The organism is Cupriavidus sp. 30B13 (assembly GCF_049059565.2).
Taxonomy (GTDB): domain Bacteria; phylum Pseudomonadota; class Gammaproteobacteria; order Burkholderiales; family Burkholderiaceae; genus Cupriavidus.
On sequence record NZ_CP188224.1, the window covers coordinates 2006129 to 2023102 of the forward strand.

Below are 16974 nucleotides of genomic sequence, written 5' to 3' on the forward strand. Positions count from 1 at the left end.
CCCTTGCGGGCGTTGTCTGCTTCAGAAGCGCACCGATTTCATCAACGCCAGCTCGCCCAGCTTGCGCAGCGGCATCGCCAGTGTCTCGCGCTTTTCGTCGAGCGTGTTTTCGTTGTAGATCAGCGTGAGCCGGGCGGTGATCAGGTCGCGCGCGTTCGCCCCGGCCTGGAAGTTGTAGCCGCCCGCGTCGAAGTTGCCCCAGTAGTTCACGTAGAACAGCCACACGCCAGGGCGCGGCGCCGCGCTGGAGAATATCTCGGGGCCAGCGCCGTCCACGCTGTCCACGTCGAGCCCGCCGCCCTCGGGCAGCAGCGGGCTGGCCCAGAAGGCGTGCCCGCCCGCGGGCGAAATCACGTGCAGGTCGACTTCCGCCCGGGGATCGTCCCAGGTCAGCACCGCGCGCAGCCTGGCCTGGACCTTGGTGGCGTCGGCCTCGTAGAACTGCAGGCGCTGGCGCGAGGCGCCGTCGGCGGAGACGATCTCCACGCTGTTGGAGCCGCGCCCGAACGCCCACGGCCGCGCAAAGCGGCCTTGCTCGTCGGCATAGAGCGGCATGGCATTGCCGTTGACCACCAGCGTGGGCGGCTTGCGGCCTGCGCTGCCGGCCTGGCGCAGGCGGCCTTCGATCAGCGTGCGGTATTTCTGCGCGCCGCGGTCCACCGGCGGCTTGGGATAGGCCGCGGTGTAGCGCTCCAGCTCGCTGGACAGGCCGCTGTGGCGCCAGCCGCCGGCCGGGCCGTCGAGATCGGCGAGCGGGCCGGCCAAGGCCGCCGGCGGCGCCAGCGCGCAGGCCAGGACCAGCGCGGCGCGGCGCCGGGAACGCGGGGAAGTGGAATGGGGGTTCATGAGGGATCTTCCGTGCGCACCAGCCGGCGCGCGAGGCCTTCGACGAAGGACTCGTCCTGGCCGCGCGGGTGGCGCGCGAATGCGAGATGCAGGTATTCGTGGGCCAGCGCGATGCGGTCGTCCTCGCTGGCGAGCCGGTGGATGTAGAGCCGGTTGCGGCGCGCGTCCGCATAAGGCCGGCCTTCGCGCACCTCGCACACGGCGGGCAGCGGCGGCGCCTCGAAGCCGGGCTCGGCGCCGAGCCGGCGCTGCCACCGCGGCGCGCGCTGCGCCAGCCATTGCCGCGCGCCGGCGACCGCCAGGCAGTCGCCGGCCACCGGGCTCTGGAACGAGGTCAACGTGGCCTGCGGCCACCAGCGCGCGAGGATGGCGTCGAAGGCCAGGCCCTGCCCGGCCGCGCGCCTGGCCTCGGTCCACGCCATGCGGCCCTGGCCGCCGGCATCGTGGTGGTAACGCACCGCCACGCCGGACAGCACCAGCGCGTCGGTCTGGTCGGCCGCGCGCCGCGCCGCGGCGGTGGGCGCGCGCGGCAGCACGCGCTGGGTGCGGCTGCTGTCGGCGATGCGGAAGCAGCCCTGCTCGCGCGTGGCCTGCTGGACCAGGTAGCTGCGCACGGCCACCGCCAGCGCGCGGGCGGCCTCGGGCTCGGCGGTATCGCCTTCGCGCTCCACCACGCGCGCCACGTAGTCGTTGAGGCCGAAGCGCCCGACCACGCGCGGCGCGGCGCCGGCCGGGCGCAGCAGGCTGAGTTCGCCGCGGCTTGCCACGCGCACGCTGTTGCCATTGGCGAACTCGGCGCGGAAGACGCCGTCCAGCGGGCCGGCGGGCGCGGCCTCGCCACCGGCCCTGCCCGCATCGAGCAGTTCGCGCAGCGGGTAGCGCTCGAACATGTCGACCAGCACGCAGGCGCCGTCGTCGGGCACCGGCAGCGCGGCCAGCAGCGGGCGCAGCAGCGGCGCCGCGCGGCGCAGCACATTGGCGCTGGCGCCCTGCCCGCCCAGCCACGCCGGGCTGCCGTCGGCCAGCCAGCCCGCGGCGCCGCCGATGGATGCGCCCGGCCGCGCCGGGTCCGGCATGGTCCAGGTCTTGGCGCGCAGCAGGCTGCCGTAGTCGGCCAGCGTGCCTTCGCCGCGCCCCACGGTCAGCACCGACACCAGCGTGGCCGAGGCGGCCTGCTGCGCGGCGGGCGGCACCGCGTGCAGCGCCGCCAGCAGCTCGGCCACCGGCACCGCATGCTCCGGGCGCATCGCCTGCAAGTCCTGCAGCCACGCGGGCGCGCCCGCGTCCTGCCAGAAGCGCCGCCAGTCGGCCCCCGACAAACCCAGCCGCCGCGGCTCGAAATAGCGCCCGCACGACTGCACCAGCGCATGCTCGCGGTCGATGCTCTGGCCGGCCGTGCAGCAATAGACTTCCTCGGGGTCGCCGCCGCGGCAGGTGTAGTCCTCGGTGCGCCGGTCGCGGGCCACGAGGTAGCTGTAGACGAACAGCTTCCAGACGCTGCCCAGCGGCGTGCGCAGGCCGGCGGGCAGCGGCGCGGGCGCGCTCTCGCCGCTGCCGCCGAGGCGGTAGAGCCGCGCCTCGCCGCCGGCCAGCCGCGCGAAGCGCAGCGGCTCGCCGCCCTCCGCCTGCGCCGCGGCGAACGCGGGCGCGGCGCAGAACAGAGCAGCGAACAGAGCAAGACAATGCGCCAAGCGGCGCCCCACCCTGCCTGCCGTCACGGCCACGCGCATGCCGGCCTCACTCCACCGCCAGCGGGAAGACCGCGGTCTTGCCGTCGCCCTGCAGCGCCTTGGCCTCCGGCTGGTACATGCGGAAGTAGCGCACCGGCGGCAGGCTGAACCTGCCCGGCAGCGAGAAGCGCACCAGCTGGCGCAGCACCACCGGGCGCTCCAGCGCGACCACCGGCTGGTGGTACGACAGCATGCCCATCTCGTAGGTCACGGCGCGCTGGAACGGCTGCAGGCCGGTGGCCTTGTTGTCGGGGTCCGGCAAGCCCTCGATGCGCAGGCCCCAGGTGGTGCCCTCGACTTCGCCGCCCGGCGGCAGCGGCGCCTCGACCAGGCCGTAACGGTAGACGCCCTGGCGCGGGCTCAGCACGATCTCGTCGACATAGAGCGTGTTGCTGTCGAGCTTGTCGCCCGGCTTGACCGGCCGGGCCGAGAAGGCAAGGCCCGCGGTGCCGGCGGCGGGATCGGCCGGCTTGCCGGTCTTGTCGGTCTTGCCTTCGTCCCCGGCCGGCACCAGCCGGTAGAGCTTGCGCTCGATGCCGATGGGCAGGCCCGGCGCTTCCTGCGCGCGGCTGCGGTACGACACCACCGCGTTGGTGTTGTACGACTGCGCGGCCGCATCCATGTTCTGCGGCGCGCCCAGCGTCAGCGCCTGCGGCAGCTGCGCGCCGGTCCAGCGCCATTCGGGCAGGCCGAGCGGGCTGCGCGCAGCCTGCCAGTCGCCCTGCGGCGCGCGCGGCGCGGCGCCCGCCTCGCCCGGCAGGCCGCGGCCGAGGCCACCGCCGAGCGCCTTGTCGAGCCAGACCAGGGTCACGGCGCGGTCGATGGTCGGGCTGGCGGCGCCGGCGCGCGACAGCAGCGCCTGCACGTCCGACGCGGCGGCGCCCTTGCCGGCCATCAGCAGCAGGCTCTGCACCAGCGGCGACGGATCGGCGGCCAGCGCCTGGCGCGCGGCCTCGGCCGCGCTCGCCAGCCCTTCGGGCATGGGCTGGCCGATCTGCTTGTAGAGCTGCGCGGCGAGCACGGTCGCCACGCGGCGGCCCTGCGGCGAATCCGGCGCGGCGAAGACCAGGCTGTCGCCGGCTGCCACGGCGGCGCCCGCATCGCTGCCTGGCCGGCCCAGCTCGGCGGCCAGGCCGCCCAGTTGCGTCGCCACCGGCAAGCCCATCTCGTTGATGAACCACAGCGCCAGCATGCGGTGCAGCGGCGGCTCCTTCATGCTCTGCTTGTAGGCGTCCAGCGTGTGCTTCCAGTGCTCGGGCGGCAGGCTGATGCCGGCCGCGCGCGTGGCCAGCCAATCGGCGTAGTAGGCGTAGGCGGTCAGCAGCGCGCTGTTGCCGAGCGTGTCGCCCCACCAGCCGAACTGGCCGTTGACGCCGGCCAGCAGCGCCAGGCGCTGGCGCTGGGTGCGCAGCAGCGCGTCCAGGCCCTGGGTGCCGCCGCCGGTATCGGCGCCGGTGCTGGCGCCGCTCGCGGCCAGGCTGCGCTGCGCCAGCGCCAGCGGGATCAGGCGGCTGGCGGTCTGCTCGGTGCAGCCATAGGGATAGGCCAGCAGGTCGTCGGCCACGCGGGCGAACTGGCTGGCGGCGCTGTCGACGAAGCGCAGGCGCACGTCCTGCGCGTCGGCCGGCAGCCTGAGCCCGGCATTGGCGCCCGACAGCGGCAGCGTCAGCTCGCGCTGCGACAGCCAGCCGGTGGGCTCCACCGTCAGCGCCGTCTGCAGGCGGTCCACGGCCTTGCCCTGCTGCCGGATCTCGGCATTGACCGTGCCGCTGCGCAGCGCGCCGGGCGCCACCGGCAGGCTCACATAATTGGCGCCGCGCCGGAGCGTGACGCTCTGGCTGACGTTGAGGCCGGCGCCCGTCACCACGAGGTCGGCGGCCACGTCCTGCCCGCCCTGGTTGAAGGCGACCATGTCGATGCGCGGCGCGTCCTCGGCGCGGTAGCGCTGCGGTCCGGTCCACTTGAGGTACAGCGCCTTGTCCGAGCGGATATTGGCGGTGCGCTGGCCGACCGTGCCGTCGGCGGCGATGGCCCGCACCGTGATGCGCCAGCGGGCCAGCGAGTCCGGCATGACGAAGCTCATGCGCGCGCGCCCGTCCGCGCCGGTGCGCAGAGTGGCTTCCCACGCGGCGGTGTCCTTCTCGTCGCGGCGCGGGCGCTCCAGCACCTTGACGCCGCGCTCGTTGTAGCGGCCGCGCTCGGGGCCGGCGCCGCCCGGCTGGCCGGAGACGGCCAGGTCGTAGCCGATGAAATTCAGGCTGGAAGTGGTGCGCACGCTGTTGCGGCGCGGATGATAGAAAAAGTCCACGATGCTCGGCGCGATCTCGGGCTGCAGCACGTAGACCATTTCGTCGACCACGCTGACCGTGAGGTTGGCCGGCACCGGCTTGCCGCCGAAGGCGCTGCTCAGATCCAGCGTGACGGTCTCGCCGGGCGCGTAGACCGGCTTGTCGCTCTTGACGGCCAGCTCGATGGCCGGCTGCGCCACGGCGATGCCGGCGTTCTGGAACACATAGTCGCCGTCCTTCACGTACAGCACCGAGAACGTCATGTTCGGGCTGAAGCCGTTGCCGACCTTGATGCGCGCGCGCCATTGCCGGTCGGTGACCTTTTCCAGCGAGAGCCAGTCGCCGCCCCTGGACAGCAGCCCGCGGCGCTCGACGCGGTCGCGCTCGAGCGTGAGCAGCGCGTCCTCCACCGCCAGCGGGAACGTCACCAGCGCCTCGGCGGTGTCGCCGATGCGGTAGCGGTCGCGGTCGAACACGATCTCGATATTGCCGGGCACGGTCTGCAGGCCCTCGCCCGCCACCCAGTGGCTGGCCGCGGCCAGCAGGTTGCCGGCGGCGTCCTTGACCGACAGCGTGTACGAGCCGGGCTGGTCGAACTTCACCGGGAACGACAGCGCGCCGCCGGCGCCCGCGCCCAGCTTGCCTTCGGTGCGCGTGCGCGATTCGAGCCGCACCAGCTCCCAGCTGGCGGGCGCCTGCGCCGGCGCCTGGGCGGCCAGCGCCTCCAGCGTGAAGGTCACGCTCTGGCCGGCGTTGGTGAAGTTGGCCGGGCCGCTCAGCCTGTACGGCGTGGCGCCGCGCGCGATCAGCAGTTCGCGCGTGACCTTGACGCGGTAGGCCGCGCCGTCGTTGGCGAACACCGTGACCACGTAGCGGCTCGGCTCCCTGGCCGCCGGCAGCGCGAGCGCGGCGTTGCCGCTGCTGTCGGTGGTCAGCTCCTGCTGTTCGAGCTTGACCGGGAACAGGCCGGCGTAACGCAGCTCGCCCTCGACCATCGTCACCTGCTGCGCGCGCAGGCTGACCGACAGCCTGGCGTCCCTGACCGGCTTGCCGTCGGGATAGCGCAACTGGATCTTGCCCTTGAGCGCCTCGCCGGTGGCGTAGTCGGCCTTGTCCAGCGCGAGGTTGACGTCGAAATGCGGCTTGATGTATTCGGCCACGCGGAAAGCGCCGCCATAGGTATCGCCGCCGTAGTCGAAGCGCAGCGTGTAGCCGCCGGCCAGCGCGTTGGCCGGCAGCGTGAAGCGCGCGTCGGCGCCGTTGTCCGCGCTGAGCACGGTGCCGAGCGAGGCCAGCGGCGCGCCGTTGGGGTCGAGCACGTCGAGCTTGATGTCGCCGGCGGCGGCGGGCGCCGACTCGGTGGCGCTGCGGAAATTGCGGCCGATGAACTTGACGCGCACCTCATCGCCGGGGCGGTACAGCGGCCGGTCGGTGAAGGCGAACAGCTTGGTGTTGTAGATCTCGCTGTCGTAGTAGAAGTTTTCCGAGATGAAGGCGCCGCCGGCCGGGTCCACGCCGAGCAGGTAGCTGCGCTCGGGGCTGGCATGAGCCAGCTCGGCCGCGCCGTCGGCGCCGGTGGTGGCGCTTTGCAGCACGCCGAGGCCGTCGGTCCACGCCAGGCTGGCGCCGCTCACGGGGCGGCCGCTCTTGCGCTGCGCGGCCCATACCAGCATGCCGTCGGCGGTGCTCTTGGTGACCGCCACGGTGTCCGAGACGAACAGCAGCGTATGGGCGCGGTAGGCACCGACGATGCCTTCGACGATGTACAGGCCGGGCTTGAGCTTGCCCAGCGGCACCATCACGTTGCCGGCGTCGCGCGGCAGGAATTCGCTGCTGCTGCCTTCGAGCTTCACGTCCCTGGGCGGCGCGATCTCCCTGGCGTCCCAGATCGGGTAGCGGAAGCGCGCCACCACCTCGTAGCCCTTGAGCGGCTCGTATTGCGGGTTGTTCTCGAAGCGGGTGGGCTGCGCGATCTGGTCGCCCATGCTGAACTGCGGCGCGTCCTCCACCGCCTTGCTGCGCGTGGCGAACGACAGCACGCGCTGCCAGGCGCGGCGCGCCTGCTTGTACCAGCTGTCCCACAGGTAGGACAGCGTGTTGGCCAGCCCTTCGCCGCGGTAGTTCGCCTTGACGTCGATGCGGTGCAGGTTCTTCTGCGCGCGCAGGAAGGCGAGCGGATCGGCCACGCGGTAGACCAGGATGTCGGCGCCGCCGTAGCGCCGCAGCTCCTCCTTGTATTCGCGGCCCGGCGCTTCGAGCCGCACCTGCGCGGTCTGGTCGCTGCCGAAGCTGGCATCCGAGAGCAGGAAGAACGGCTGGCCCTGGAACGCGGCATAGCCGCTCGACGGCACCGTGTCGAGCGTGGCGACGGACCCGTCGGCGCGGGCTGCATGGGCCGCGCCCAGCACGGCAAGCGCCAGCAGCATGCGGATGGTCACGGAACGCAGCAGCGCGCGGGCGCGCGTGATGACGACAGGCATCGTCTTTACCTCGACAAAAAAGCGAAACGGAACACACCGATGAAATTGGGATTGCCGTCCTGCGGCTGCCAGCGGGAGTCGTTCCATTGCATCAGGCGGGAAAGGGTGACGGCACGCAGACCGTTGTCGGTGCGGGTCACGGTGCCGGTGTGGTAGGCCAGGTACTGGCCCATCCAGATCATCAGGTGCTGCTCGTCGCCCTGGTCGTAGAACAGCAGGTCGCCGGGCTGGGCCAGGTTGACGTTGCGCGCGACGAAGCGGCTGTTGCCCTGCACCAGCGCCAGTGCCGAGGCATAGGCGCCGGTGCTGCCGTCGGCGCGGGTCCAGCGCTGGCCCAGCGAGCGCTGCGCGGCGGTGAGGTTCAGCTCGGGCGGCAACTGGCGGGCGGACGCGCTGCCCTGCATGCCGTTGGCGCGCAGCCAGCGCGCATCGTGCACGCGCAGCGCCTCGCCCACGGCAAAGCGGACCAGGCCGGCGCAGTCGCGCTGATACCAGCGCGGAGTCGGGCCCTGCCGCAACTGCTCGCCGGCGATGCGCACGAACCAGGCGCGGAACACCGCCGACTGCGCGGGATCGAGCAGGTCGTCCGCGGGCACGGCGGGCTCCAGGCCCGACAGCGCCAGCGCGCGGCCGACGCCGGCCAGCGGCAGGCAGGCGGCGGCCAGCGCCGCCAGCGCGGCGCGGCGCCCCCGGCGCGCCGCCGTCACCGCGCGGCCTCTGGGGCGTCCGCGCTGGCCAGCACGCCGCGCGGCGCGCCGGACTGCTGCCATGTCACCGGCACCCAGGCGCGGCCCGAGGGCAGGCTGTCCGGCAGCACCAGCGACATCGCCGGATAGGCCCCGAGCGCCTTGAGCTTGGGGAACAGGTGGGCGCGCGCCGCGTTCAGGAACAGCGCTTCCTGCTCGGCCGGCAGCGCCTTGATGGCCTCACGCCGCACCAGCGGCGCCAGCGTGGCCGGGGTGAAGCTCAGCACGGTGCGGGACTGCTGGTCGCGCGGCATGGTGTCGGCCACCGCCGGGAAGCGCTTGCCCCGCACCGCCAGTGCGTCGTCGACCAGCGTGGCGTCCGGCGAAAACAGCACGATGTTGCCGGCCAGCGCCAGCGTGACCGGGAAATAGGCGCCCGCGGACAACTGCCCGGCGAACGGCGCGCCGCTGGCTTCGCGCGTGCCGTAGGGCGAACTGACCGGGCGCGACCACAGTTGCGCGCCGCCGGGGCCCTTGCTGGCCTGCACGGGCAGCCGCGCATAGCCGCCCTGGCCGGCGCCGGCCTTGGGCTCGTAGGCGCCGATGACCTGCTCGAACAGGCTGGCCAGCACCGGCTGCAGCGCGGCCGCGGCCGCCGCCGACTTGAGCCGCGCCATGAACAAGGGCGCGGCCAGCGCGGACTTGCCGTACCAGCACACAGCGGCCGGCCCTTCGAATGCCTGGCCGGGCTGCGCGGCAAGCTCGCCCTGGCCGCCGCCGACCTTCTGCAGCATCTTGCCGGCGGCCTGCCAGTCGACCGGCAAGGTGGCGCAGGCCGCCGGATCCGCCGGCAGCGCCTGCCACAACGCGGCGGTGTTCCATTTGTCCGGCAGGCGGGCGCCGTCGACCAGCACCGCGCTGCGCCAGTCCGTGCTGCCGGCGGCGGCCTCGGGATCGGCGCCGGCGAAATCGAAGCGCAGCGCCTCGATGCCGGGGAAGAAGGCCTGGTAGCCGAACGACAGGTAGTTCGCCCCGACCACCGCGCGGTGCCCCTTGGGCGGGCCCTTGGCGGGCTCCAGCGCGAACGACAGCAGCGGCGCCTCGCGGGCGGCGGCATCGTCGGACAACCATGCCGACACCGCCTTGGCGCGCGCGCCGATGGGCTTGCTTTCGGCGTCGAGCAGCATGCCGGCCTCCGACAACACGACCAGGCGGTCGCCCTTGCCGGCGATCAGCAGGCTGCGCGCGGCGCCGATGCGCAGGGCGTAGAGCGGCGTGCCGCCGATCTCGCCGGCGCGCGCGAGCTGGGCATCGGCGGGCGCGACGGTGGCCAGCATCTGCAGCGCCTTGGCCAGCCCGTTGCGCTCCATCGCCAGCGCCCAGTAGCGCAGCGTGCCGTCGGCGCCGCGCCAGGCCATCAGCCGGCCGGGCTCGTCGAACACGCGCTTGAGCAGGCTGTCGGACCAGTCGAGGTCATGCTCGAAGGCGATGCGGCGCAGCGCGCCGGCCACCGAGAGGCGGCCTTCGTTGTCCTCGTAGTAATTGACGAAGTCCTCGGTAAGCACATCGCGCAGCAGCGGCACGCGCAGCATGTCGCGCGGCAGGCTCGACAGGCTCTCGCTGTCGACCAGCGCGTCCGGGCGGCCGAAGTCGAGCTCGACCTGCCGCGGCTGGCCCTTCCAGGCCTTGCCGAAGGGGTGCCAGACCAGCTGCACCGCCACCCCCGCGGCGACCGCCAGCACCGCCACGCCAAGCGCGATTTTCTTGCGCGACATCTTCATGGTCCCCTTCCCGTTCTTTTGGCCGCCCCGACTCACCACGCGGCGAGCCCGGTAGCGTACCGTGCACATCAATCCGCCCGCAAGCCGGCCGTTGTGAAAATTTGTGATATATCCGGCGCGGCGCGGCAAGTGAATGCGGGGAAACCGTGGCCCTGGCGGCTGAGCGGGAGATATTTGCTTATGACGAAGATGTACTTTGTGCACCGCGGCAACCCACGTAGCCTTCCTTCTTTTGAAAATTTCGCCACATGTTGCCGTTTGCCACCTTCAGCCGCGCCGGCGCGGCGCGCGCCTCCCGCCTGCTGGCCGGGCTCGCCGTTGCCGCCAGCGCCATCGCCGCCGTTCCCCACACCGCCCTGGCGCAGAGCCCGAGCCCGGTGCTGGACAAGATCCGCAGCACCGGCACCATCGTGCTCGGCTACCGTGAATCGGCCCTGCCCTTTTCCTTCGCCGACGACAAAGGCCAGCCGGCCGGCTACGCCGTGGACCTGTGCCTGCGCGCCGCCGAAGCCGCGCGCGTCAAGCTGGGCCTGAGCGCCATCAAGGTACGGTGGATTCCGCTTACGCCGCAGAACCGCATCCCGGCCGTGGTCAATGGCCTGGTCGACCTGGACTGCGCGCCCAACACCAACTCGCTGGAACGCCAGAAGCAGGTTGCCTTCAGCGTGTCGCACTACATCTCGACGGTGCGCATGCTGGTGCGCGTGGACTCGGGCATCCAGTCCTTCGACGACCTGCGCGGCAAGAACGTGGTGACCAGCGCCGGCTCCACCGGCGACCGCCATGTGCGCCGCCTGAAGAGCCAGTACGGCTTTCACGACATCTACGCCAAGGACCACGGCGAGTCCTTCCTGCTGCTGGAGTCCGGGCGCGCCCAGGCCTTCGTCATGGACGACGTGCTGCTGGCCGGCCTGCGCGCCCGCGCCAAGGATCCGTCGCAGTACGTGATCATCGGCCCGGCGCTGTCGACCGAGCAGAACGCGCTGATGATGTCGCGCGCCGATCCGGAGTGGAAACAGCTGGTGGACCAGACGCTGGCCTCGGTGTTCGCCGGGCCGCAGGTGGTGGCGCTGCAGAAGCAGTGGTTCCAGCAGCCCATCGGCGCACGCAATATCAATCTGGCGCTGGCGCCGAGCGCCCAGGTGCGCGAGGCGTGGAAGCATCCTTCGGACGTCGCCACCGAGTAAGGCGCGGCCTTTTCAGCACCGGGAAATCCCGCAGCCGACAGGCTCGCGGGATTTTTTTATGCCGCTCGCCGCACAATCCGCGGCGCAACGCAGACAAAATGCGCCATGGCGCATATTCCCGGCAGTTGTAAACCAAGAGCCGGCGGCTACCGCAATAGCGGGTTTCCATAAGGCCGGTGCCAAGCGTGTTTCCGGCAATACAACGCGAGCCGGCGCAAGTTGACAAGCCGGCGAAATGTTGGCGACACTGGGACCGAGCGGACAAACCCGCAGGAGCGGCCAGGCTCAGGCAAGGCGAATCTCCCCGCGGCACCGCGTATTCGAACCGCCGCAAGGCGGCATTTTTCAGGAGAAACCATGAACAAGTTCGTCGCGACAGCCATCGCGCTTTGCATCGGCGCCGTTTCCGTGGCTGCCCAGGCCCAGACCGGCGGGAAGAAGTTCGACCCGTATAGCCAGGGCGCCAAGTCGGGCGAGAAGTTCGACCCGTACACCCAGGGCGCCAAGTCCGGCGACAAGTTCGACCCGTATACCCAGGGCGCGAACAAGAGCACCCGCGCCGACCTCGCCGGCGACGCCTCGGCCCCGGCCGCCAAGAAGTCGCACAAGAAAACCAAGAAGAGCAAGAAGGCCGCCTCGGCTGCCGCCGCCAGCTGATCCGCAAGGATCAGCGCGGCACGGCATGAAGCCCGCCATTGGCGGGCTTCATGCGTAAACGGCGGCATGGAGGGTGGAGAAACGAGCCGCGGCGGGCCGGATATCAGTGACCGTCGCCGCGCGCCTGCATGCGCGCCAGGTACACCTCGTGCAGCGTGATCTTGCGGACCTCGGACTGGCTGGTGCCGATGTGGGAGCGCAGCAGCAGCGTGGCTTCGTCGGCGCGGTGCGCGAGGATGGCGCGCAGGATCTGCGCGTGCTCCTCGTAGGTGGCGTCCACGCGCGCCCGCTTGGTGAAGTCGAGCCGGCGGATGATGCGGATGCGTTCGGTCAGCTCGCCGTGCACGCGCGCCATTTCGCCGTTGCCGGCCACTTCCACGAGCGCGCAGTGGAACGCTTCGTCGAGTTCCCCCACGCGCGCCATGTCCGCCAGCCGCGCCTCGGGGGCGACCAGCCAGATGGCGGCCAGCTCCGCCAGCGACGCCTGCACGGCGTCGCGGTCCATGCCGCACAGGCGCCGCACGGCTTCGGTCTCCAGCACCATGCGCAGGTCGTAGAGCTGCTCGAACTTGTCGAAATCGAACGGCAGCACGTGCCAGCCAGCGCGAAAGCTGACGTCGACAAAGCCCTCCTGCTTCATGCGGAACAGCGCCTGGCGCACCGGCGTGCGCGACACGCCGAGCCGCTCGCAGACCTCGTTCTCGGTAAAGCGGTCGCCCGGCACCAGGCGAAACTCCGCGATGTCGCGCTTGAGCAGCGCGTAGACGCTGTCCGCGCGCGACGTGCGGCCGTCCTCGGCGCGCCCGGCCTCGGCCAGTTCAACGGCGGGGCTGTCCGGCAGGTCGTTGGCTGGCATGGGTTCGGGCAGAGGCGCGGCGCGGGCGGAAGTCATGGCGGGAGTGGGTTCGGATCGTCGCGGATCGCCGCGGATCGTGTACAGGGGCGACGGCGAGGCCTTCATTATGCGCCCGCCGGCGATGCGAGGCGCGCGCTATCGCCGCACCTCGCGCTGGAAGATGTCCAGGCTCAGCCGCTTGGCGGCCACGAAGCTCGCCTGCGACAGCGTTTCCACGGTGCGCGGGCGCGCGTCGGCATAATCGAGAATCTCGGCCACGCGCGTGGGGCGCTTGGTCAGCAGCAGGATCTGGTCGGCCAGGTACACGGCTTCTTCCAGGTCGTGCGAGACCAGCAGCATGGTGGTGCCGGTCTGCATGAATACCTCCTGCAGCTTTTCGCGGATGAACAGCGTCATCTCGAAGTCCAGCGCCGAGAACGGCTCGTCGAGGAACAGCACCTCCGGCCGCGGCGCCAGCGCACGCATGATGGAGGCGGTCTGCTGCTGGCCGCCGGACAGTTCGTACGGATAGCGGTTGAGGTCGAACTTGACGTCGAACGAGGCCACCAGCTCGGCCAGGCGCCGGTCCACCTCGGCCTTGCTGCGGCCTTCGAGCAGCAGCGGATAGGCGATATTGTCGATGGTGCGCATCCACGGGAACAGCGCCTCGCGGTAGTTCTGGAACACGTAGCCGATGCGCGTGTCCTTGAGCGACTTGCCGTCGAACAGGATCTCGCCGCGGTCGATGGGAATCAGCCCGGCGATCATGTTGATGAGCGTGCTCTTGCCGCAGCCGTTGGGGCCGAACACGGAAACGATCTTGCCCTTGGGGATGTCGAGATCGAAGTTCTCGTACAGCGGCCAGCCGGCGAAGTACTTGGTCAGGCCACGGATGGTGATATGGGTGCCCGGCGGCCCCGGCTGGAACGCCGGGGCCGGCACGTCGGCGTGGCGCGCCGGGGTGAGGACTGCGCTCATGATTTACCTCCCGCTCCAGTGGACCACGCGCCGCTCGATGAGGAGGAACACGATGTTGAGGACGTAGCCGAGCGCGCCGGCGGCGAGGATGGCCGCGTACATGGTCTTGACGTTGAGCACCTGCTGCGCGTCGATGATCGCGTGGCCGAGCCCGTTCTCCGAGCCGATGAACATTTCCGCCACGATGACGATCACGAGCGCCATCGACACCGCCGAGCGCAGCCCGACGAAGCTCGGCTGCAGGCTTTCCCAGATCAGCACGTCGCGGAAGATGCGCCAGCGCGAGGCGCCCATCACGCGCGCGGCCATCACGCGTTGCTTGCGCGCGTTGATGACGCCGTAGGCGCTGTTGAACACCACGATCAGCAGCGCGCCGAACGCGGCGATGGCAACCTTGTTGATGTCGGACACGCCGAAGATCAGCAGGAACAGCGGGATCAGCGCCGACGACGGCGTGGAGCGGAAGAAGTCGATCAGGAACTCCACGCTGCGGTAGGCGCGCTCGTTGCTGCCGAGCAGCACGCCGAGCGGCATGCCGATCACGGCCGCGATGGCGAAGGCCTCCAGCGTGCGCGACACGGTGACGGCGAAGTCGGTCAGCAGCGCGCCGCCGGCCAGGCCCGTGACCAGCGCGACGAGGGTATCGGCCGGGCTCGGCAGCAGGATCGCCTTGATCCAGCCGAGCCGCACCACGAGGTCCCAGGCCACGAACAGCGCGAGCGGCCCCAGCACGGGCAGCAGGCGGTCGGACGCGGGGCGGCGCGGCATGGCGTCGCGCGAGGCCGGCGGCGCCCAGGGCTGGGCGGCACGGGCGCCGCCGGCGCCGGGCAGCGACGCCGGCGGCATGGCCCCGGGCGCGCCCGCGGGCGCCTCGGGCGTGGAAAGTTCGGGCATGGCGCTCACCCCTTGTAGAGCATGGTGTTGACGTCCACCTTGTGCGAGAAGATCCCCTTCTCGGTGAAGAGGTCGTAGAACTTCTGGAAGTACGCGGCGTCGCTGGCCTTGAACTCGTCATAGAAGAGGTAATCGGACATCGGCACCTCGGCCGTCAGCGCGCCGTCGATGGCGGTATAGCCCTTGAGGTACGGGCGCGCCTCCTGCGGCGACTGCTTGACCAGCGCCACGCCGCGCCGGTAGGCCGTCATGTAGCGCCTGGCCGCGTCCTTGTTCTTGCCGAGGAACTCGGAGGTCAGGCTGGCCGATCCGCCATGCCAGGGCGCCATCGGATCGCCGAGGATGTAGCGCGCCACCACGCCGGCCTCGAGCGTGCGCGTGGTGCCCTTGAGCCGGCCCACGGTGCCGGTCGGCTCCAGCGTATAGACGCCGTCGATCTGCCCGGCCGCGAGGGCCGCCACGTGCTGGCCGATCGGCAGCTCCATCACGCTCATCTGGCCGGCGCCGGCGCGCTCGAGCATGGTCTTGGCCAGCACCACGTTCTGCACGCCCGGGCCGCTCGCCACCCGCTTGCCCTTCAGCTCCGCCACCGACTTGATCGGGCTGTCCCGGGCGACCAGGAATTCCTCGAGCACGTACCTGGCATTGGTCGGGTTGGTGCAGAAGATCTTGAGCAGGCCGGGCTGCGCGATCTCGCCGAGGGCCAGCGCGGCGGACGCGGTGCCGTTGGCGCTGCCGTCGCAGCGGCCGGCGAGGATGGCCTCGATCACCTGCTGCGCGCTCGCAAACTTGATGGGCTCCACATCGAGCCCGGCCTCCTTGAAGTAACCCTTTTCCACCGCGGCATAGAACGGCAGCCCCGACGCCACCGGCCAGAACCCGATGCGCAGCTTCGGCGCGGCCTGCGCGCGCACGATGGCGGGCGCGGCCAGCGCGGTCAGGGCGGCGCCCGTGGTCTTCAGCAGGCGGCGGCGCGTAGCGGAAACGTCCGGCGCGCCCTCGGCGGGTTGCGCGTCGGGCGGGAGCGAGGGCTTGGACATGGCGGCTTCCTTGTTATGGGCGTCAGGCGGCAATGGAGGCAATGGAGGCAATGGATGGAGCGGAAACGCGGTCAGGAAACGAGAACATCCGGCGGACCCGCCGCCCCCGGACGGGCCACGGCAGGCCGGGAGGCGGTCATGCGGACCTGGCTCATTCGTGTCCCACAGAAAATTCAATCTTGGATTCAAGATGAGCAAAGGGCGTGCCACAGGCCATCCATGGCGTGCGGAGACGACCAGGATCGCTGGAAAATCATTGAAAATCATCGGCTTGCGTAATTTCCGCGCCAGCCCGGCAGGAGCCGGGCGCGTACGCGGGGAGCGGCGAATCGCCGGCCCGGTGCATCCGGACAATGGCGCAAGCCCGGCGCCGGTGCGTGCCGTGCACCACCATGCAACGCCGTGGTCGCCACCGGCGGCAACGGCCTGGCCCCGGCCCGGGCGCGCGGCGGGCGCGACCGTCCCGCCGGCCGTTGCCTGCTATGGCGCTCAAGGGTGTCCCGGACAGAATGGAGAGAACGGGGATTCGGGCGGCGCGCTCAGGGCGCGCCGAGTTCCAGCGCGGTCACGTCGATGCGCTCGACCTTGCTTTCCTTGTTGTCCTGCTTGTCGCGCTGGCGGACCTCGGTGCGCAGCACGAACGCTTCCGCCGGGCAGTACCAGTCCGTGACGTTCAGCACCGCGGGCTCGACCTGCACCACCTCCTCGCCCACCATCAGCGGCCCCAGCGACGTCCGCTTCTCGTACGTGATGGGCATGCATTCCCTGCGGCCCAGCACGGTATCGATCATCTGGCGCTTGCCGACATGGCGGGTACCGACGTTGATCGACGCGTACAGCGCGCGCAGATTGCCGATGGCCTCATCCCCGCCGAGCGGATAGATCTGCAGCGAGACGCTGGACTCGAAGGTCTCGCCGTCGAGCGTGCCGCCCTCCCGCACATCCAGGCCGGCATAGTTGAACACGCCCTGCCCGCGGAACGCCGCCTCGCCGTACATGCGGGCATAGCGCCCCTGCGCGTTGATCACGGCATGCTCGCTCTCGATGCTGGTCCTGGCCGTGCTGTTGCGGCGCTCGATGTTGACCATGTGGATCTGGTCCATGATGACCGGCGGCCCCATCAGCGCGGACAGCGCCGACTTGGAGCGGACTTCGAGCTGGGCGCGGCAGCCGTCGGCGCTCTTGGTGGCCTGGCGCAGGGTCATGGTGATGGAGGTGGGCATGTCGCCATCGCCTTCCATCTGCACCCGGGCGCCGGAGCGGAACCACGGCGCGTCGCACAGGAACGCCGCCGAGCGCGCCACCGCCTCCACCGGCATCTGCGCCGCGGCCTGGCCCTGCGCCGCCGCGGCCACGGCCTGGGCGAGCGCGGGGCCGCCCTGGGCCAGCAGTCCCGCCGCGATGGCCGCCCCGACGAGTTGCGCCTTTGTCCTCACATGATTCCTGTCTAGAATGGGTTCACGCCCCCGCTGGTTCCGGCAAGGCACCGCGCGCCAGGGCGGGCAGGCGTGTGCGCCCGCGCTGGTGACAAAGTAGCGCTTTTTCGCTGGCTTGTCTTGTTGGTCGTCTTGT

General features: G+C 71.1%; 12 protein-coding genes. 2 read left to right on the forward strand and 10 right to left on the reverse strand.

Annotated features, from left to right (window positions below):
• Window positions 1-21: 21 nt before the first annotated feature.
• Genes ACKI2N_RS28000 through ACKI2N_RS28020 form a run of 5 tightly spaced genes read right to left on the reverse strand, consistent with a single transcriptional unit; the run spans window position 22 to window position 9811 of the window.
• Complete coding sequence (locus ACKI2N_RS28000; RefSeq protein WP_420995366.1) at window positions 22-846, reverse strand: YfaP family protein; 825 nt, start codon at window positions 844-846, stop codon at window positions 22-24.
• Window positions 843-2576: a DUF2300 domain-containing protein gene (locus ACKI2N_RS28005; protein WP_420995365.1), complete on the reverse strand. Its 1734-nt coding sequence runs from the start codon at window positions 2574-2576 to the stop codon at window positions 843-845. Before ACKI2N_RS28005 ends, ACKI2N_RS28000 begins: the two co-directional genes overlap by 4 nt.
• A 7-nt stretch (window positions 2577-2583) precedes the next feature.
• Window positions 2584-7344 carry an alpha-2-macroglobulin family protein gene (locus ACKI2N_RS28010; RefSeq protein ID WP_420995364.1) on the reverse strand — a complete coding sequence of 1587 codons (4761 nt, stop codon included), beginning with the start codon at window positions 7342-7344 and terminating at the stop codon, window positions 2584-2586.
• 5 nt (window positions 7345-7349) lie between these two features.
• On the reverse strand, window positions 7350-8114 hold the full coding sequence (locus ACKI2N_RS28015) for a DUF1175 domain-containing protein (protein WP_420995363.1): 765 nt from the start codon (window positions 8112-8114) through the stop codon (window positions 7350-7352).
• Window positions 8048-9811: a DUF2138 domain-containing protein gene (locus ACKI2N_RS28020; protein WP_420995362.1), complete on the reverse strand. Its 1764-nt coding sequence runs from the start codon at window positions 9809-9811 to the stop codon at window positions 8048-8050. The genes ACKI2N_RS28015 and ACKI2N_RS28020 overlap by 67 nt, the downstream gene beginning before the upstream one ends.
• Window positions 9812-10059: 248 nt before the next feature.
• Between ACKI2N_RS28020 and ACKI2N_RS28025 the strand changes: the two genes are divergently transcribed.
• Together ACKI2N_RS28025 and ACKI2N_RS28030 are read left to right on the forward strand one after the other, a co-directional pair.
• The gene (locus tag ACKI2N_RS28025) at window positions 10060-10998 is read left to right on the forward strand and encodes an amino acid ABC transporter substrate-binding protein (RefSeq protein WP_420995361.1); all 939 of its coding nucleotides are present in this window, start codon (window positions 10060-10062) and stop codon (window positions 10996-10998) included.
• A 357-nt stretch (window positions 10999-11355) separates the two neighbouring features.
• Entirely contained in the window at window positions 11356-11655 is a 300-nt protein-coding gene (locus tag ACKI2N_RS28030) for an amino acid ABC transporter permease (protein ID WP_420995360.1), read from the forward strand.
• A gap of 103 nt (window positions 11656-11758) precedes the next feature.
• On the opposite strand, the gene ACKI2N_RS28035 is transcribed toward ACKI2N_RS28030, so the two are convergent.
• The 5 genes from ACKI2N_RS28035 to ACKI2N_RS28055 all read right to left on the reverse strand — a co-directional run bounded on the left by ACKI2N_RS28035 (window position 11759) and on the right by ACKI2N_RS28055 (window position 16838).
• Entirely contained in the window at window positions 11759-12511 is a 753-nt protein-coding gene (locus ACKI2N_RS28035) for a GntR family transcriptional regulator (RefSeq protein ID WP_420995359.1), read from the reverse strand.
• Between the two features lie 135 nt (window positions 12512-12646).
• Window positions 12647-13468 carry an ABC transporter ATP-binding protein gene (locus tag ACKI2N_RS28040; protein ID WP_420995358.1) on the reverse strand — a complete coding sequence of 274 codons (822 nt, stop codon included), beginning with the start codon at window positions 13466-13468 and terminating at the stop codon, window positions 12647-12649.
• A gap of 3 nt (window positions 13469-13471) precedes the next feature.
• Window positions 13472-14314, reverse strand: a complete 843-nt coding sequence (locus tag ACKI2N_RS28045) for an ABC transporter permease (RefSeq protein ID WP_420995411.1) — start codon at window positions 14312-14314, stop codon at window positions 13472-13474.
• A 53-nt stretch (window positions 14315-14367) separates the two neighbouring features.
• Entirely contained in the window at window positions 14368-15402 is a 1035-nt protein-coding gene (locus tag ACKI2N_RS28050; protein WP_420995357.1) for an ABC transporter substrate-binding protein, read from the reverse strand.
• Window positions 15403-15941: 539 nt separating this feature from the next.
• On the reverse strand, window positions 15942-16838 hold the full coding sequence (locus ACKI2N_RS28055; protein WP_420995356.1) for a hypothetical protein: 897 nt from the start codon (window positions 16836-16838) through the stop codon (window positions 15942-15944).
• Window positions 16839-16974: the final 136 nt, after the last annotated feature.